The sequence below is a fragment of the Bradyrhizobium sp. 35 genome (assembly GCF_023073215.1).
Taxonomy (GTDB): domain Bacteria; phylum Pseudomonadota; class Alphaproteobacteria; order Rhizobiales; family Xanthobacteraceae; genus Bradyrhizobium; species Bradyrhizobium canariense_D.
Window position 1 is genome coordinate 127,860 of record NZ_JADPJC010000058.1, and the last position, 17,411, is coordinate 145,270.

The window sequence follows — 17,411 nt, forward strand, 5'->3', positions numbered from 1 at the left end:
TCAGTCGCCTGCCTCTGCCGGCGTGTTGCCGCCGGCGCTGTTCTGCCAGACCCATTCCTGGATTTCCGGCATGTCCTCGCCGTGTTCGCGCACATAGCGCGAATGCTCGATCAGCTTGTCGCGGAATTGCTGCTTCACCTGCGCCGCCCTGGTCGCGAGCCCCGGCACGCGCTCGATCGCCTCGATCGCGAGGTGATAGCGGTCGAGCTCGTTGAGCACGACCATGTCGAACGGCGTCGTCGTGGTGCCTTCCTCGGCAAAGCCGCGGACGTGCATGCCGGCGTGGTTGGTGCGGTTATAGGTCAACCGGTGGATCAGATAAGGATAGCCGTGATAGGCGAAGATCACCGGCTTGTCGCGCGTGAACAGGCCGTCGAAGTCGCGGTCGGACAAGCCGTGCGGGTGCTGCTCCCTGGGTTGCAGCGTCATGAGGTCGACGACGTTGACGACGCGGATCTTCAGCTCGGGCAGCGCCTTGCGCAGCAGGTCGACGGCAGCGAGCGTTTCCAGTGTCGGCACGTCGCCGGCGCAGGCCATCACGACACCGGGCTCGCCATTCGCATCTTCCGTGCCGGCCCAGCTCCAGATGCCGATGCCGGCGGCGCAATGCGTGGCTGCCTCCTGCATCGACAGCCATTGCGGCGCCGGCTGCTTGCCGGCGACGATGACGTTGATGCGGTCATAGGTGCGCAGGCAGTGATCGGCGATCCACAGCAGCGTGTTGGCATCCGGCGGGAAGTAGATGCGGACGATGTCGGCCTTCTTGTTGGCGACGAGATCGACGAAACCGGGATCCTGATGGCTGAAGCCGTTGTGGTCCTGACGCCAGACATGCGAGGTGAGCAGATAGTTGAGCGAGGCGATCGGTCGCCGCCACGGCAGATGCCGGGTCACCTTCAGCCATTTGGCGTGCTGGTTGAACATGGAATCCACGATGTGGATGAACGCCTCGTAGCAGGAGAAGAAGCCGTGTCGGCCCGTGAGCAGGTAACCCTCTAACCAGCCCTGGCAGAGATGCTCGCTCAGGACTTCCATCACGCGTCCGTCCTGGGCGAGATGCACGTCGTAAGGTTTTGTCGGCTCCATCCAGACGCGTTCGGTGGCCTCGAACACCGCATCGAGCCGGTTCGACGCAGTCTCGTCCGGGCCCATGATGCGGAAGTTGCGGGCCTCGGTGTTGAGGCGGATGACGTCGCGCAGGAATTTCCCGAGCTCGCGGGTTGCCTCCGCCACGACGCCGCCCGGCTGCGCTACTTCGACGGCGAAACTGCGGAAGTCCGGCAGCTTCAGCTCCTTCTTCAGAAGGCCGCCATTGGCGTGCGGATTGGCGCCCATGCGGCGATTGCCTTCGGGCGCGAGCGCCTGGAGCTCGGCAATGAGCGCGCCGTTCGCGTCGAACAGCTTTTCCGGCTCGTAGCTGCGCATCCAGTCTTCGAGAATCTTCAGATGCGCCGGGTTCTCGCGACAGTTCGCGACGGGCACCTGATGCGCCCGCCAAAAGCCCTCCACCTTCTTGCCGTCGACTTCCTTGGGGCCGGTCCAGCCCTTCGGGCTGCGCAGCACGATCATCGGCCAGCGCGGACGTTCGACGCTCTTGCGGCCGTCGCGGGCGTGCTGCTGGATCGACCGGATGCTGACGAGCGCGACGTCGAGCGCGTCTGCCATGGCCCGGTGCATCAATTTGGGATCGTCGCCCTCGACGAACAGCGGCTCGTGGCCGAGCCCGCGGAAGAGATCGCGGATCTCGTCGTCGCGCATCCGGCCGAGCACGGTCGGATTGGCAATCTTGTAACCGTTGAGATGCAGGATCGGCAGCACCGCGCCGTCATGCGCAGGATTGAGGAATTTGTTGGAGTGCCAGGACGCGGCGAGCGGGCCGGTCTCGGCCTCGCCGTCACCGACGACACAGGCGACGATCAGGTCGGGATTGTCGAAGGCCGCGCCATAGGCATGCACCAGCGCGTAACCGAGCTCACCGCCTTCGTGGATCGAGCCCGGCGTTTCCGGCGCCGCGTGACTCGGGATGCCGCCGGGGAAGGAGAATTGCCTGAACAGCTTGCGCAACCCCTCGGTATCGCGCGCGATATCGGGATAGAGCTCGCTGTAGCTGCCTTCGAGATAGGTGTTGGCGACCATGCCGGGGCCGCCGTGCCCGGGACCGCAGACATAGATCACGTTCAGGTCCAGCGCGCGGATGATGCGGTTGAGATGGGCATAAATGAAGTTCAAACCGGGCGTCGTGCCCCAATGGCCGAGCAAACGCGGCTTGATGTGCTCGGGCCGTAAGGGCTCGCGCAGCAGCGGATTGTCGAGGAGATAGATTTGCCCAACGGAGAGATAGTTCGCGGCGCGCCAATAGCGGTCGAGCAGATCGAGGTTGCTGCTCGCTGCGGCCAATTGTTGTTGATTTGTCATGTTCTTGCCGACCTTCACCCAACGATCGTCATCAACCATGTTCCGCGACGATCGATCCCTCCCGTGATCAAACGGAATCGTGGTCACGCTGGTGTTGCGTGAAGTCAAAAACCCCCGCCCGAAATTTGGGCAGCTCGACTGTGCATGGGGTTGTTTTCACGTTTTTTGTTTGTGTTCTTGATTTGTTCCTTTGGCATGCTATCTTGGCTTCATGAGTCCAGCATCCTCTCATGCTCTCAAGCACCCGCCGGTCACGGCGCCCTCCGAGCCGGCGGGTGCGCCTTCTGACTTCCCTGAGCTGGCGGTCGCCATCGACCGCCAGCGCAGGCGAGGCCGGGGCGCGCAGTCCAACGCCAGCGGCCGGTTTGAGGCCGAGGCGCGCGTCGCATTCGACGATGGCTGGCAGAGCCTTGAAGAACTGCCCCCGTTCAAGACCACGGTCGGGATCGACACCTCGCGCAAGGTGATCACCCGCAACGAATCTCCCGACATCGGCTTCGATCGTTCGATCAATCCCTACCGCGGTTGCGAGCACGGCTGCGTCTATTGCTTCGCGCGGCCGACGCATGCCTATCTCGGCCTGTCGCCGGGGCTCGACTTTGAGTCGAAGCTGTTCGTGAAGCCCGAGGCGCCGGCGTTGCTCGAGAAGGAGCTTGCGGCGCCGGGCTACGAGCCGCGGATGATCGCGATCGGCACCAACACCGATCCCTATCAGCCGATCGAGCGCGAGCGCAAAATCATGCGCGGCATTCTGGAGGTGCTGGAGCGCGCCGGCCATCCCGTCGGGATCGTCACCAAGTCGGCGCTGGTCGTGCGCGACATCGACATTCTCGCGCGAATGGCCAAACGCAACCTCGCCAAGGTCGGGATCTCCGTGACCTCGCTCGATCCGAAACTAGCGCGCACCATGGAGCCGCGGGCGTCCACGCCGCCGAAGCGGCTGGAGGCACTGAAGCAGCTTTCCGAGGCTGGCATTCCGACCACCGTCATGGTCGCGCCCGTGATCCCCGCGCTGAACGATTCCGAGATCGAGCGCATCCTGGATGCCGCCGCCCATGCCGGCGTCAAGGAGGCCTCCTACGTGTTGCTGCGGTTGCCGCTCGAGGTGCGCGATCTCTTTCGGGAATGGCTGATGGCGAACTATCCGGACCGGTATCGCCACGTCTTCACGCTGATCCGCGACATGCGCGGCGGCCGTGACTACGATGCGAAATGGGGCGAGCGCATGAAGGGCACCGGCCCGATGGCCTGGACCATCGGCCGCCGCTTCGAGATCGCTTGCGACAGGCTCGGGCTGAACAAACGGCGCGCCAAGCTGACGACGGATCATTTTGCCAAGCCGAAGCGGAACGGCGATCAGCTCAGCCTGTTCTGAGGGACGAAGTGAGAGAGGCGTCTATGAGTAAGGAACCGCCAGCTCCTATCCCGCGGCTGACCGTCATCACGCTGGGCGTGAACGACATCCGCGCCAGCATTGCCTTTTACGACGCGCTCGGTTTCTCGCGCCGGCTCAAGGTAACCGGCGAGACCGTTGCGTTCTATGACACCGGCGGTCCGGTGCTCGCGTTGTTTCCCTGGGATCAACTCGCGGTCGACGCCAAATTGCCTGATCATCCGAGGCCATCGACGTTCCGCGGCATGACGCTCGCCTGGAATTGCCGCGCGCGTGAGGAGGTGGATGCGGTGCTGGTCTTCGCCGTCAGCAAGGGAGCCGCGTTGCTGAAGGCAGCACATGAGACCGACTACGGCGGCTATTCCGGCTATTTCGCCGATCCTGACGGCCATCCCTGGGAGGTCGTGGTCGCGCCCGGCATCGACGTCGGCGAGGACCGGCGGGTGCATCTGGCGGAATAGGGCGGCTGGCTTGAATAACGGGAATTGTTCGAGGTTCCCGATTGCGCAGGCCATGCCGCTTGCGCACGATCCCGGCCATGATTCGGGATCAATCCGCCAAGAAGCCGGCCAAAGGCGCGCCCAAAAAGGCTGCGCCTAAGAACGAGAAGGCTGCGCCTGAGAACAAGAAAGCTGCGCCCAAAAAAATCGCCAAGGCGCTGGCCGGCACAAAGAGCGCCATCATCGTTGCCCCAAGCTTCCGCCGTGAGCGCGCGCTGATCAAGCGCGGCGTTTGGCCGGTAGCGGGCTGCGATGAGGCGGGCCGGGGGCCACTGGCCGGTCCGGTGGTGGCGGCGGCGGTGATTCTCGATCCCGACCGCATCCCGCGCGGCATCGACGATTCCAAGCGCCTGACGGCCGAGGAGCGCGAAAGGCTGTTCGGCAAGATCTGCGCGACCGCCCAGGTCTCGGTGGCCGTCGCCTCGCGCTCCCGCATCGACCGCGACAACATCCTGCGCGCCTCGCTGTGGGCGCTGAAGCGCGCCGTGGTGGCGCTGCCCCAGCAGCCGCGGCACGTCTTCGTCGACGGCCGCGACCGGCTCGACACGGAATGCGATTGCGAAGCCGTGATCGGCGGCGACGGCATCGTCCTGTCGATCGCAGCGGCCTCGATCATCGCCAAGGTAACGCGGGACCGCCTGATGTGCGCGTTGGCGCAGGACTGTCCCGGCTACGGTTTCGAGCAGCATAAGGGCTACGCCGTGCCCGAGCACCTCGACGCGCTCAACCGCCTCGGTCCCACCGTCCACCACCGCAGCTTCTTCGCCCCCGTCGCCGCCGCACGCGCCAAGCACATGCCCTGGACGGTCGAGCCGGCGCAGGATCTGTTTGCGGTGACCGAGATCGAGTTGCAGGTGGACACGAGCCTGGAAGTCGACGCGTCGGCAAATCTCTAGACGAGACTCAGTTGCCACGACGCGTCACGCCCTTTATCAAAACAGTCGTGAGCGAATAGGGCCGGCTTCACGGGTTGGCTGCATCTTTCGGACGTTGCATGCGGTTTACCTCCCTGGTCATCGAGCTCATTCGCGCGCGGCCGCGGCTGATCGTCTGGATCGCCGTGCTGCTCCAGGCCGCGATGTGGCTGTTCGTGGCGCTCGTGTTTTATCGCAGCCCGCCCGGCAGTCTCGCGACCCTGCTGGCCTTCGGCCGCGAATACCAGGTCGGCACCGATCTCGGGCCGCCCTTGCCGGTCTGGCTCGCCGACATCGCCTATCGCGCTGCCGGCGGCCACCTGTTCGGTGTCTACGTGCTGGCCGAGCTCTGCGGGATCGCGACTTTGATCACGCTCTATCATCTGTCCCGCGCGGTGGTCGGTCCCCAGCAGGCAGTGCTGGCCGTGCTGCTGACCATGACGCTGCTGGCCTTCTCCTCGCCCACACTCGACTTCGGCCCTCTGGTGCTGGCGCGACCGCTCTGGGCGCTGCTGCTGCTGCATTCCTGGCAGATCATCGGACAGCGCCGCGGCAACGCCTGGTTTGCCTGGTCGATCGAGGCCGGCCTCTTGCTGCTGACGACGCCGGCTGCGATCTTCCTGCTGCTGCTGATCGTCGTCTTCGCGCTCGCAACCGCGGACGGCCGCCGCACGTTGCGTGCCTTCGACCCGCTGTTTGCGCTGGTGGTCGTCGCCGTGCTGGCATTGCCCTATGCCGTCTGGCTGATGCGCGCCGAGGCGCTCGTCCTGCCGGCCTTGCCTGCGGTCGCCCAGCTCAATGCCCGCGCGCTGCACGCGGCCTGGCTGCTCGGGGGGCTCCTGCTCGGTGCGGCGGCGATCCCGGCGCTGACCGTCCTCAACACCGGCCTGTTCGTGCCCAAGAGCGAGGAGGCGCCGATCATCTACCGCCCGCCGGTCGAGCCGCTCGCACGTAATTTCGTCTATTTCTTCGCGCTGGCGCCGGCGCTCGGCGCGGTGCTGATCTCCGGCCTGCTGGGCCTCGACGCCGTCGTCGGCGGCGCCGGCGTCGTGCTGGTGTCGTCGGGGCTTGCCGTGGTCGTGGGGGCCGGCGATCTCATCGCGATGCGCCGCGCGAGGATGCTGCGGATGGTCTGGGCGGCTGCCGTCGTGGCGCCCGCAATCGGCGTCGTGCTCGCCGTCCTGCTGCTGCCGTGGACCGGTGCCAACGAGATCGCGACCTCGATGCCGGCCCGCGCGATTTCGGACTTCTTCGACGAGAGCTTTGCCCGCCGCACCAATCATCGCCTGCGCGCGGTCGCCGGCGAGACCCAGCTTGCGAGCTTGATCACGCTGCATTCCGGCCGGCCGCATCTCTTCATCGATGCCGAGCCCGCGCGTACACCCTGGATCAATCAGGCCAAATTCAGCGAGACCGGCGGCGTCGTGGTCTGGCGCGCTTCCGATACCGCCGGCACGCCGCCGCCGGACATCCTCGCGCGCTTTCCCGGCATCGTGCCGGAAGTCCCGCGCGCCTTCGAATGGCTGGTGACCGGACGCCAGCAACTCCTGCGCATCGGCTGGGCCATCGTGCGGCCGAAGGGGACTTAGTTGCTCGCTCTTTCGGTCGTCATTGCGAGGAGCCCTTGCGACGAAGCAATCCACAGCCCCTCCGCGGAAAGATTCTGGATTGCTTCGCTGCGCTCGCAATGACGGCGAAAGGCTGTACGGCCCCTCACGCCTCCGCCAGCACCTTCGCGATCGCGCGCAGATCCTGCCAGGCCAGCCGCTTGTACGACGGCGAGCGCAACAGATAGGCGGGATGGAAGGTCGGCAGCGCGCGAATGGTGCGCCCGCCCGTCTCGTAGTCGAACCAGCGGCCGCGGGTACGCATGATGCCTTCGCGGGTCGACAGCAGCGTCTGCGTCGAGGGATTGCCGAGTGTCACCAGCACATCCGGATTCACCAGCTCGATCTGGCGCTGGATGAACGGCAGGCAGATTTGCGTCTCCTGCGGCGTCGGCGTGCGGTTGCCGGGCGGCCGCCAGGGAATCACGTTGGCGATGTAGGCCGTGGTGCGGTTGAGGCCTATGGCTCCTATCATCAAATCGAGCAGCTTGCCGCTGCGCCCGACGAAGGGCAGCCCCTCGATGTCCTCGTCGCGGCCCGGTGCCTCGCCGACGAACATGATGCGTGCCTGCGGATTGCCGTCGGCGAAAACCAAACGTGTCGCCGTGTGCTTCAGCGCGCAGCCGTCAAAGCTCTGCATCAGCTCGCGCAGCGCCTCCAAGCTTGGCGCGGTGCGTGCGGCCTCGCGCGCCGAGGCGATCGCGATGTCGGGCGCAGGTGCCGCCTCGCCGCGCATCACCGCGGGCGCGGCGACCGGCCGTGGGGCCTCGACTGGAGGTGGCGCGCGCGGGGCCGGAGGTGGAACATCCAATTCCGCCAGGCGGTCGATCGGTTCCTCCGCGAGCGTGCAATCGACTCCGGCCTCCAGATAGAAGGCGAGCAGCTCTCGGACCGTGGGTGCGGGTTCTGGGATCATCGGAAAGTCTGACTATTAGTCCAGTTTGGAGCGCCTTGCACCCCGGCGAAACGCATTTCCGAGGTTGTCCTACCCGGAAAAATCGGAAACAAGAGGGCGCAATCGACCAAGGACCGTCTCAAGGGCTGAGATCAGATGAGCACCGAAGAACTTCCCCCGCGCGAATCCATGGAATTCGACGTCGTCATCGTCGGCGCCGGTCCCTCGGGCCTGGCTGCGGCGATCCGGCTGAAGCAGATCAATGCCGATCTCAATGTCGTGGTGGTGGAGAAGGGCTCCGAGGTCGGTGCGCATATTCTCTCCGGCGCCGTGATCGATCCGGCCGGGCTCGACAAGCTGATCCCGGACTGGCGCGAGGATTCCGATTGTCCGCTCAAGACGCAGGTCAAGGACGACCGCTTCTTCTGGTTCACCGAGACCAGCGCGATCAAGCTGCCGAACTTCATCATGCCGCCGCTGATGGACAATCATCACTGCTATATCGGCTCGCTCGGCAATGTCTGCCGCTGGCTGGCGCGCAAAGCGGAAGCGCTAGGCGTCGAGATCTATCCCGGTTTTGCCGCGGCCGAAGTGCTCTATGACGACAATGGCGCGGTGCGCGGCATCGCCACCGGCGACATGGGGATCGGCCGGGACGGCAAGCCGAAGGACTCCTTTACCCGTGGCATGGAATTGCTCGGCAAGTACACGCTGTTCGCCGAAGGTGCGCGCGGCAGCCTGACCAAGCAGCTGATCTCGAAATACGCGCTCGACACCAAAAGTGAGCCGCCGAAATTTGGCATCGGGCTCAAGGAAGTCTGGCAGATCGATCCGGCCAAGCATCAGAAGGGCCTCGTGCAGCACGCGGTTGGCTGGCCCTTGAACAACAACACCGGCGGCGGCCTGTTCTTCTACCATTATGACGAGAACCTGGTGTCGATCGGTTTCGTCGTTCATCTCAACTACAACGACCCCTATTTGTCGCCATTCGACGAATTCCAGCGCGTCAAGAACCATCCGGCCGTCCGCGCGACGCTTGAAGGCGGCAAGCGGCTGGCTTACGGCGCGCGCGCCATCACCGAAGGCGGGTACCAGTCGGTGCCGCGGCTGAGCTTCCCGGGCGGTGCGCTAATCGGCTGCGCGGCCGGCTTCGTCAACGTGCCCCGGATCAAGGGCGTGCACAATGCCATGGGCACCGGCATGCTCGCGGCCGAACATGTTAACGTGGCTCTCGCTGCGGGCCGCGCCAATGATGAGCTGGTCGAATACGAGAACGGTTGGCGCGATTCCGTCGTCGGTAAGGACCTCTATCCTGTCCGCAATGCCAAGCCGTTGTTGTCGAAGTTCGGCACCTTCATCGGCGCCGGGCTCGGCATCTTCGACATGTGGTGCAACACGCTGTTCGGCGGCTCGCTATTTGGCACCCAGTCGCACGCGAAGCCCGATCGCGCGACGCTCGATCCGGCCAAGACCCACGCGCCGAGAACCTACCCGAAGCCGGACGGCAAGATTTCCTTCGACAAGCTCTCGTCGGTGTTCCTGTCCAATACCAATCATGAGGAGGACCAGCCGGTCCATCTCAAGGTCACGGACATGAACCTCCAGAAGACCTCCGAGCACGACGTGTTTGCCGGTCCCTCGAATCGCTATTGCCCGGCCGGCGTCTATGAGTGGATCGAGGAAGGTTCGGGCCCGCGCTTCCAGATCAATGCCCAGAACTGCGTTCACTGCAAAACCTGCGACGTGAAGGACCCCAACGGCAACATCACCTGGGTTCCCCCGGAGGGCGGCGGCGGTCCGAACTACGAGGCCATGTAGGCTGGGGTCAGCAAGTCACGATCCATGTGACCGAGGCCAATGTGACCAGAGTTGCGTGATCTTCGCCCTGTGACGCACGTTCGCGTGAGAACCCGGCCGCGGTCCCCGTGGTCACGATAAGGCCATACTGGCGGCGTCTTGGGGCGCTCTTGACGGGTCACTTGGCCGATTTGTGCCGTGCGGAGGGGATCGCCCGGCCCGAATCCTTGCGGTGAAGCGCCAAAAGCGGCATTGTCGGCCTGACGGTTCCGGGTCCCCATGCCACCGGCCGCGTTCGCTTGCGATACGGCCTTCTGCAAACCCAGGCACTACCAACTCAAGGCGAGCCCCGATGCTTTCAAATCGTTTCAACCGTTGGACTGTTGCCGCCATTGCCCTCATGGGCTCAGCGATGGCGACGGTCCCCGGCGCGGTCCGGGCGCAGACGCCGGACCATCCGTCCGACACGGCGGCGCAGTTTCCGACCCGAAACGATCTGAAGGCGCTGACCACCTCCGGCAGCTATCTCGCCGCCCGCCACGCCAGCGTCGAGCGCGACGCGGCCTCCGCCGCCGCATTCTATCGCTCGGCCCTGCGCACCGACCCCAAGAACAACGAGCTGCTCGATCGCGCCTTCATCTCCTCGGTCGCCGACGGTGACATCGACGAGGCTGTCAAGCTCGCCGAGCGCATCCTGACCATCGACAAGACCAACCGCGTTGCACGGCTCGTCGTTGGCGTGCACGATCTCAAGTTCAAGAAGTACGCGACCGCGCAGACCAACATCAACCAGTCGATCCGCGGTCCGATCACCGATCTCGTCGCCACGCTGCTGTCGGGCTGGGCCGCCTATGGTGCGGGGGATGCCAAGGGCGGCGTCGCCACCATCGACAAGCTGGCCGGTCCTGAATGGTATCCGCTGTTCAAGGATCTCCATGCCGGCATGATCCTCGAACTCGCCGGCAAGGAGAAAGACGCTGGCACCCGGTTCGAGCGTGCCTACAAGCTCGACGATTCCATGTTGCGTGTCACCGAGGCCTATGCGCGCTGGCTATCTCGCAACAAGGACTCGGCCGCCGCGACCACGGTCTACCAGGCTTTCGACAAGAAGCTCGCCCGCCATCCGCTGATCGTGGAAGGGTTGCGCGACACCAAGGCCGGCAAGAAGATGCCGCCGCTGGTCGATAGCGCGCAAGCCGGCGCCGCAGAAGCACTCTACGGCATCGGCGCCACACTGACCCGCCGCGGCGGCGAGGATCTGGCGCTGGTCTACCTCCAGCTCTCGCTCTACCTGCAGCCCACCCATCCCCTGGCGCTGCTCTCGCTCGCCGATCTCTATGAATCGGTGAAGCGGCCGCAGATGGCGATCAAGGTCTACGAGCGGGTGCCGTCGTCCTCTCCACTCAAGCGCAACGCCCAAATCCAGCTCGCCATCGATCTGGATTCCGCCGACCGCACCGACGAGGCGATCAAGATCCTCAAGGGCGTCACCACTGAGGATCCCAAGGATCTCGAAGCCATCATGGCGCTCGGCAACATCGAGCGCGGCCGCAAGAAGTTCGGCGAATGCGGCGCGACCTATTCGCAAGGCGTCGACGTGCTGCCGGCCGGCAACGATAAGGCCAACAGCGTCTGGTATTATTATCGCGGCATCTGCGAGGAGCGCTCCAAGCAGTGGGGCAAGGCCGAAGCCGACATGAAGAAGGCGCTCGAGCTGCAACCCGACCAGCCGCACGTCCTCAACTATCTCGGCTATTCCTGGATCGACCAGGGCATCAATCTCGACGAAGGCATGAAGATGATCAAGCGGGCAGTCGAGCAGCGCCCGGATGACGGCTACATCGTCGACTCCCTTGGCTGGGCCTATTACCGCATCGGCAATTACGAGGACGCGGTGAAGAACCTCGAGCGCGCCATTGATCTCAAGCCCGAGGATCCCACTATCAACGATCACCTTGGCGACGCCTATTGGCGCGTCGGCCGCACGCTGGAAGCCAAGTTCCAGTGGGCCCACGCCCGCGATCTCAAGCCCGAAGCGGATGAGCTTCCGAAGATCGAGGCCAAGATTGCAAACGGTATGACCGACGACAATTCGAACTCCTCGGCTGCGCAGGCGGAGAAGGAGAAGAAGAAGGACGACGGCAAGGGCGGCTGAGTGAGTTGAAGTTGGGGGCGTGTCGTCAATGCCGGCGTTGATTGAAGAAGGGCGCGCGAAGGTCAATCTGAGCCTTCGCGTGGTGGGCCGTCGTGCCGACGGCTATCATGATCTCGAAAGCGTGGTCGCCTTTGCCGACTGCGCCGACCGGCTCACGCTGGAGCCCGGCGGCGAGCTGAAGCTCACCACGACGGGGCCGCTCGCCGCGGCCTGCGGCAATATGGCCGACAACCTCGTGTTCAAGGCGGCCAAGCTCCTGGCCGAAGCCGTCCCGAACCTGAAGCTGGGCGCCTTCGCGCTCGACAAGGTGCTCCCGGTCGCCGCCGGCATCGGCGGCGGCTCGGCCGACGCCGCGGCGGCGCTGCGGTTGCTGGCGCGCCTCAACGATCTGTCGCTCGACGACGCCCGCCTCCAGAAGGTTGCGCTTGCGACCGGCGCCGACGTGCCGGTGTGTCTGTTCTCGCGCGCCTGCGACATGACCGGTGTCGGCGAGCAGCTGCTGCCCTTGATGCTGCCGAGCATGCCCTGCGTGATGGTCAATCCACGCGTGCCGGTCGCGACAAAGGACGTGTTCCAGGAGCTGGGCCTGCGCAACGGCGAACTCCTGGTCGGCGCCACGTCCGTCTTCGACGGCCCGGCCTGGCCAGGCGAGGGCGCCTCCATCGCCGACTGGATCGATACTCTCGAGACCGTCGCCAATGATCTCGAAGCGCCTGCGATGCGCATCAAGCCGGTGATTGGCGACGTGCTGGAAGCCTTGCGTGGCTCCGCCGGCGTCAAGCTCGCCCGCATGTCCGGCTCGGGGGCGACGTGCTTTGCGATCTATGGCGCATCTGCCGAGGCGCATGCCGCCGCCGAGAATATCCGCAGGGATCATTCCGGCTGGTGGGTGCACTCGGGAACGCTGAGCTAGATCTGCAATGACGCGGATGTTGCGGAGCTAGCCCGCAGCGTCCTCGCCAAGCCCGAGAAACCGCCGGATCTCACCCAACACCTCCTGCGGCTTGTCATGCTGCAGCCAGTGTCCGGCCCCTGCAATGGTCTCGACGCGCGCCTGCGGAAAGTAGCGCTCCAGCCCCGCGGCCCTCGCGCCAGCCAGAAAGCTTTCGCCGGCATTCAAGAGCAGCGTCGGACAGGTGATGCGCGACCACAGCGCGATGTGATCGTCCGGCCAGAGCCGGTGCGGCGCAGAGGCGCGCTGGTAGGGATCGAACTTCCAGCTATAGGTGCCGTCCTCGTTCTGCCGCGCGCCGTGGGTGGCGAGGTGCAGCGCGAGCTCGCGAGACAGCCGCTTGTTGTGAAGGACCATCTGCGCCGCCGCGTCTTCGAGGGTCGAATAGCGGCGCGGTGCGCGGTCGTGCAACTTGTCGAGCTGACCGATCCACTTGCCGATCCGCTCATGCACCGGCGGTTTTGGTGTATCCGGCAACATCGTCACGCCGTCGAGCACGACCAGCTTCGAGACCTGTTCGGGGAATGCCCCTGTAAAGATCAGGCTGACCATGCCGCCCATAGAATGGCCGATGAGAGTGACTTGAGGCGCCGCGATGGCACGGACGAGCTGGGCCAGATCGTACACATACTCCGTCAGCGCGTAGCTGCCGCCCCTGGTCCAGTCGGAATCGCCGTGACCGCGCAGGTCCGGTGCGAGCACGTGAAAATGCGGCTGCAGCGACCGGGCGATGACGTCCCAGCTCCGGCAGTGATCGCGGCCGCCGTGAACCAGGATGGCGACCGGCGCGCCGTCGTTGCCCCAGTCGGCATAGTGCAGCCGCAGGCCGTGAGACTCGTAAATGCGGCTTTGCGGGGCGGGCATGGTGGCGCTATCCATTCACGGGCCGCCGCGCCAGTGCGAGCGACAGGCCGAGCCCTGCGATGAAGACGCCGGAGCCCTGGGTGAGACGTCGCATCAAATGCGGGCGTCCGATCAACTGCGTACGTGTCGCGGAGGCCATCAGCACCACCACGATATCGGCGAGCGTGTTCAGCGTCACCGAGAGCGCGCCCAACGTGATGAATTGCAGTGTCGGGTTCGATCCCGCCGGGTCAAGGAACTGCGGAATGAAGGCGAGGAAGAAGGCGGCGGTCTTCGGGTTCAGCGCCTCGACCAGCACGCCGTCGCGAAAGGCGCGCTTGTCGCCGACGGGCTTGCTGTCGAATGACGGCGCGCGGCTGGCGCTGCGAAAAGTCCTGATGCCGAGCCAGACGAGATAAAGTGCGCCGACGAATTTCACGGCGGCAAACAGCTCGGCGCTGGCAAGAATGATCGCGGAGATGCCGAAGCTGCCCGCGACCACATGAACCAGCCCGCCGAGTGCGGTGCCCGCGGTCGATGCAAAACCGCTGCCGCGCCCTTCCGATAGGGTCCGTGCCGCGACGTAGAAAATGCCGGGGCCGGGAACGGCGGCGATGAGACAAGCGGCGGCCAGGAACAGCCAGAAATTCGTGTTGATCATCCTGCTTTGGTAGCGATGCTTGCCGCGATTGCAAGGCCCGTCGACTAAGGCCCGTCGTTCAGCCCATCCGGCGGAAGATCACGCTGGCATTCACCCCGCCGAAGCCGAACCCGTTCGAGATCGCGTGCTGCATCGGCATCGGTCGCGCCACACCGGCGACGATGTCGATGCCGTCAGCGGCGGGATCAGGGTTTTCGAGATTGAGCGTCGGCGGCGCGATCTGGTCGCGCAGGGCGAGCGCGGTGAAGACCGCTTCGAGGCCACCGGCGGCGCCGAGCAGATGCCCGGTGGCCGATTTGGTCGCGCTCACCGCGATGCCGCGGTGGCGGCCGAATAGCGCGGCGATGGCGCCAAGCTCGCTCTCGTCGCCGGCCGGCGTCGACGTCGCATGCGCGTTCAGGTGCTGTAAATCCGCGGGCGCAAGCTTGGCCTGCCGGAGCGCGATCTCCATGGCGCGCCGGGCGCCGTCGCCGTCAGGCGGACCCGATGTCATGTGATAGGCGTCCGCGGTCGTACCGTATCCGACGATCTCCGCGATCGGCCTCGCGCCGCGCGCCAATGCATGCTCCAGCTCCTCGATCACCAGGATGCCGGCGCCTTCGCCCATGACAAAACCGTCGCGGTCGCGATCGAACGGGCGCGAGGCGCGGGCGTCATTGAATCCGCTCGACAGTGCGCGGGCCGCCGCAAAGCCGCCGAGGCTGACGATGTCGATGCAGGCTTCCGCGCCGCCGCAGATCGCCACATCAGTCTCGCCCGCGCGGATCATGCGCGCGGCATCGCCGATCGCCTGAACGCCGGCAGCGCAGGCCGTGACCGGTGTGCCCAGCGCTCCCTTGTAGCCGTATTTGATCGAGACGTGGCCGGCGGCGAGATTGGCGAGGAAGGAGGGGATCGTGAACGGCGACAGCCGGCGCGGGCCGCGCTGTTCGGTGATGCGCACCGCCTCCGCCATTGCCGGAAAACCGCCGACGCCGGAGGCGATGATCGTCGCAGTTCGTTCCTGCGCCGCCGCGTCCTGCGGCGTCCAACCGGCCTGCGCAACCGCTTCCGCGGTGGCGAGCAGCGCGAACAGGATGAAGCGGTCCATCTTGCGCTGGTCTTTCGGCGCGGCGGCCTGCGCGGGATCGAAGCCGCCCTCCGCGTCATCGGCCTTGTCGGGCACGAGGCCGGCAATACGTGCGGGCAGCGCCTGCGACCATTCCGGCAGCGGGCGCAGCCCGCTTTGGCCGGCCAGCAGCCGGCGCCACGAAAGTTCGACACCGCAGCCAAGCGGCGACACCGCGCCCATTCCCGTCACGACGATACGACGCATGTCAGTCTCCAGCCGGCGCGACGGCCGGGTTCATGGCTTTGAGCGAGGTCAGCCGTTTACGCATTACACGGCTGGCGCGGGGGCCTGCGACGACGACCGCATTGGTGAGCGTGATCGGCTGCATGTCGGCGGCATCGACCACGACCGGATTGAACGGACGACAATCGTGCCGGTTCGCGAGCAGGATCGCTTCGCCCATCGGTGCGAGATGCTTGTTGCCCCAAGCGAGCAGGGTTGCGACCACGGGGAAGAAGTCCCGGGCCTTGTCCGTCAGCACATATTCGTAGCGCGGCGGCCGTTCATTGTAGCGGCGGCGGACGAACATGCCGCTTTCGGTGAGATGGGCCAACCGCCGCGACAGGATGTTCGGCGCGATCCCGAGGCTTTGCGAAAATTCGTCGAACCTCGTTGCGCCCTGGAATGCATCCCGCAGGATCAAAATGCTCCACCATTCGCCGACCGTCTCCACGGCGCGGCCGACCGGACATTCCTGAATGGAGGGGGATTTGGGCTGCATGAGGGGAAGGTAGGTGAGTAGCTTGCAAAATGCAAGTTAGTAGGCGAACCGTTAGAACACTCCGACGGAGGTGTGCCGCAAGATGGCGCACAGGATTTGAATGCAAGTTGGAAGGCGGCCCTCGCACACCTAGCTCGTCATTGCGAGCGAAGCGAAACAATCTAGAGTCCCTTTGCGGGAAGATTCTGGATTGCTTCGCTGCGCTCGCAATGACGCTGTTAATGCGGTGGTGGCGCGTATCTCAACGATGTCGTCCCGGCGAAGGCCGGGACCCAATAGCCACGACTGTTGTTGTGGTGCACGATGGTTGCTACAGGCGCTAAGACAACGCTGACCGAGGTAATGGGTCCCGGCCTTCGCCGGGACGACACTGAGGGTGTGGCTACCAGCAAGCGCTAAGGATGCAGGTAGCTAATGCGACCGAGCCAGGCAGAACGCCACGACCTGCTCCAGCGCGCTCTTCATCGGCGAGGACGGGAACAGCGCCAGCGCGTCCACGGCCATGGCGCCGTAGTGCTGGGCGCGGCTGCGCGTGTCTTCGAGCGCGCGATGCTTGTTCATCAACCCGATGGCGTGGTCGAGGTCGGTGTCGCCGATCTCACCGCGCTCCAGCGCGCGGATCCAGAAGGCGCGCTCGGTGTCGTTGCCGCGGCGGAAGGCGAGCACGACGGGCAGCGTGATCTTGCCCTCGCGGAAATCGTCGCCGGTGTTCTTGCCGAGCTTGGCGCTCTTGCCGCCATAGTCGAGCACGTCGTCGACGAGCTGGAAGGCGATGCCGAGATTCATGCCGACCGAGCGGCAGGCGGTCTGCTCCGCCTTCGGGCGGTTGGCGATCACGGGCCCGACCTCGCAGGCGGCCGCGAACAGCTCGGCGGTCTTGCCGCGGATTACGGCGAGATATTCGTCTTCGGTGGTCGCGGTGTTCTTGGCGGCGGCAAGCTGCATCACCTCGCCCTCGGCGATGGTGGCGGCGGCCGCGGAGAGAATGTCGAGCGCGCGGAGCGAGCCGACCTCGACCATCATGCGGAAGGCCTGGCCGAGCAGGAAGTCGCCGACCAGCACGCTCGCCTCATTGCCCCAGAGCATGCGCGCCGACAGCTTGCCGCGGCGCATCTCGCTCTCGTCGACGACGTCGTCATGGAGCAGCGTGGCGGTATGCATGAACTCGACGCTGGCGGCGAGTTTGATATGGCCGTCGCCGGTGTAGCCGGCGAGGTTGGCCATGGCCAACGTCAGCATCGGACGCAGGCGCTTGCCCCCGGAGGAGATCAAATGGTTGGCGACCTCCGGGATCATGGTCACGTCCGAACCGGTCCGCGACAGGATCGTGGCGTTGACGCGCTCCATGTCACCGGCGACAAGGGCAACCAGCTCTTCGATCGACGCGCCGGGGGTTTCGAAAGGTACGATGACGGCCACGCCGGTCTCCAATATTTGCCCCGGAAGG

The 17,411-nt window shown here is 65.3% G+C and carries 14 protein-coding genes; 7 read left to right on the forward strand and 7 right to left on the reverse strand.

Annotated elements, in window-relative coordinates:
* Positions 1-2,415 (reverse strand): phosphoketolase family protein, encoded by a 2,415-nt coding sequence (locus IVB36_RS13595; protein WP_247372709.1) that lies wholly within the window; start codon positions 2,413-2,415, stop codon positions 1-3.
* 211 nt (positions 2,416-2,626) lie between these two features.
* Between IVB36_RS13595 and IVB36_RS13600 the strand changes: the two genes are divergently transcribed.
* The 4 genes from IVB36_RS13600 (at position 2,627) to IVB36_RS13615 (ending at position 6,811) form a co-directional block, all read left to right on the forward strand.
* A complete protein-coding gene (locus tag IVB36_RS13600; RefSeq protein WP_018454912.1) occupies positions 2,627-3,790 on the forward strand; it encodes a PA0069 family radical SAM protein in 1,164 nt (387 codons plus the stop codon).
* Between the two features lie 23 nt (positions 3,791-3,813).
* Positions 3,814-4,269, forward strand: coding sequence for a VOC family protein (locus tag IVB36_RS13605; protein WP_018454911.1), 456 nt, complete (start codon positions 3,814-3,816; stop codon positions 4,267-4,269).
* Positions 4,270-4,346: 77 nt separating this feature from the next.
* Positions 4,347-5,204, forward strand: coding sequence for a ribonuclease HII (locus tag IVB36_RS13610; RefSeq protein ID WP_247372689.1), 858 nt, complete (start codon positions 4,347-4,349; stop codon positions 5,202-5,204).
* 98 nt (positions 5,205-5,302) lie between these two features.
* A complete protein-coding gene (locus IVB36_RS13615; protein ID WP_247391673.1) occupies positions 5,303-6,811 on the forward strand; it encodes a glycosyltransferase family 39 protein in 1,509 nt (502 codons plus the stop codon).
* Between the two features lie 124 nt (positions 6,812-6,935).
* Here IVB36_RS13615 and IVB36_RS13620 read toward each other — a convergent pair whose 3' ends face one another.
* Complete coding sequence (locus tag IVB36_RS13620; protein ID WP_247372693.1) at positions 6,936-7,745, reverse strand: uracil-DNA glycosylase; 810 nt, start codon at positions 7,743-7,745, stop codon at positions 6,936-6,938.
* 135 nt (positions 7,746-7,880) lie between these two features.
* On the opposite strand from IVB36_RS13620, the gene IVB36_RS13625 reads away from it, so the two are divergent.
* The 3 genes from IVB36_RS13625 to IVB36_RS13635 all read left to right on the forward strand — a co-directional run bounded on the left by IVB36_RS13625 (position 7,881) and on the right by IVB36_RS13635 (position 12,589).
* Positions 7,881-9,542 (forward strand): electron transfer flavoprotein-ubiquinone oxidoreductase, encoded by a 1,662-nt coding sequence (locus IVB36_RS13625; protein WP_018454907.1) that lies wholly within the window; start codon positions 7,881-7,883, stop codon positions 9,540-9,542.
* Positions 9,543-9,873: 331 nt separating this feature from the next.
* Positions 9,874-11,676, forward strand: a complete 1,803-nt coding sequence (locus IVB36_RS13630) for a tetratricopeptide repeat protein (RefSeq protein ID WP_026232840.1) — start codon at positions 9,874-9,876, stop codon at positions 11,674-11,676.
* A gap of 28 nt (positions 11,677-11,704) precedes the next feature.
* A complete protein-coding gene (locus IVB36_RS13635) occupies positions 11,705-12,589 on the forward strand; it encodes a 4-(cytidine 5'-diphospho)-2-C-methyl-D-erythritol kinase (RefSeq protein ID WP_018454905.1) in 885 nt (294 codons plus the stop codon).
* Between the two features lie 27 nt (positions 12,590-12,616).
* On the opposite strand, the gene IVB36_RS13640 is transcribed toward IVB36_RS13635, so the two are convergent.
* From IVB36_RS13640 to IVB36_RS13660, 5 genes are all read right to left on the reverse strand, one after another.
* Entirely contained in the window at positions 12,617-13,492 is an 876-nt protein-coding gene (locus IVB36_RS13640; RefSeq protein ID WP_247299542.1) for an alpha/beta hydrolase, read from the reverse strand.
* A gap of 7 nt (positions 13,493-13,499) precedes the next feature.
* Positions 13,500-14,132 carry a LysE family translocator gene (locus IVB36_RS13645; protein WP_018454903.1) on the reverse strand — a complete coding sequence of 211 codons (633 nt, stop codon included), beginning with the start codon at positions 14,130-14,132 and terminating at the stop codon, positions 13,500-13,502.
* A gap of 58 nt (positions 14,133-14,190) precedes the next feature.
* On the reverse strand, positions 14,191-15,447 hold the full coding sequence (fabF, locus tag IVB36_RS13650; protein ID WP_247372696.1) for a beta-ketoacyl-ACP synthase II: 1,257 nt from the start codon (positions 15,445-15,447) through the stop codon (positions 14,191-14,193).
* Between the two features lies 1 nt (position 15,448).
* On the reverse strand, positions 15,449-15,964 hold the full coding sequence (locus IVB36_RS13655) for a helix-turn-helix domain-containing protein (protein ID WP_018454901.1): 516 nt from the start codon (positions 15,962-15,964) through the stop codon (positions 15,449-15,451).
* Between the two features lie 411 nt (positions 15,965-16,375).
* Positions 16,376-17,383: a polyprenyl synthetase family protein gene (locus tag IVB36_RS13660; RefSeq protein WP_007594965.1), complete on the reverse strand. Its 1,008-nt coding sequence runs from the start codon at positions 17,381-17,383 to the stop codon at positions 16,376-16,378.
* Positions 17,384-17,411 lie beyond the last annotated feature (28 nt).

What these genes read in the sequence shown, in the direction of transcription:
- IVB36_RS13595 (WP_247372709.1), bottom strand. Translation starts at nt 2,415, where the DNA reads ATGACAAATCAACAACAATTGGCCGCAGCGAGCAGCAACCTCGATCTG.
- IVB36_RS13600 (WP_018454912.1), top strand. Translation starts at nt 2,627, where the DNA reads ATGAGTCCAGCATCCTCTCATGCTCTCAAGCACCCGCCGGTCACGGCG.
- IVB36_RS13605 (WP_018454911.1), top strand. Translation starts at nt 3,814, where the DNA reads ATGAGTAAGGAACCGCCAGCTCCTATCCCGCGGCTGACCGTCATCACG.
- IVB36_RS13610 (WP_247372689.1), top strand. Translation starts at nt 4,347, where the DNA reads ATGATTCGGGATCAATCCGCCAAGAAGCCGGCCAAAGGCGCGCCCAAA.
- IVB36_RS13615 (WP_247391673.1), top strand. Translation starts at nt 5,303, where the DNA reads ATGCGGTTTACCTCCCTGGTCATCGAGCTCATTCGCGCGCGGCCGCGG.
- IVB36_RS13620 (WP_247372693.1), bottom strand. Translation starts at nt 7,745, where the DNA reads ATGATCCCAGAACCCGCACCCACGGTCCGAGAGCTGCTCGCCTTCTAT.
- IVB36_RS13625 (WP_018454907.1), top strand. Translation starts at nt 7,881, where the DNA reads ATGAGCACCGAAGAACTTCCCCCGCGCGAATCCATGGAATTCGACGTC.
- IVB36_RS13630 (WP_026232840.1), top strand. Translation starts at nt 9,874, where the DNA reads ATGCTTTCAAATCGTTTCAACCGTTGGACTGTTGCCGCCATTGCCCTC.
- IVB36_RS13635 (WP_018454905.1), top strand. Translation starts at nt 11,705, where the DNA reads ATGCCGGCGTTGATTGAAGAAGGGCGCGCGAAGGTCAATCTGAGCCTT.
- IVB36_RS13640 (WP_247299542.1), bottom strand. Translation starts at nt 13,492, where the DNA reads ATGCCCGCCCCGCAAAGCCGCATTTACGAGTCTCACGGCCTGCGGCTG.
- IVB36_RS13645 (WP_018454903.1), bottom strand. Translation starts at nt 14,132, where the DNA reads ATGATCAACACGAATTTCTGGCTGTTCCTGGCCGCCGCTTGTCTCATC.
- fabF (WP_247372696.1), bottom strand. Translation starts at nt 15,447, where the DNA reads ATGCGTCGTATCGTCGTGACGGGAATGGGCGCGGTGTCGCCGCTTGGC.
- IVB36_RS13655 (WP_018454901.1), bottom strand. Translation starts at nt 15,964, where the DNA reads ATGCAGCCCAAATCCCCCTCCATTCAGGAATGTCCGGTCGGCCGCGCC.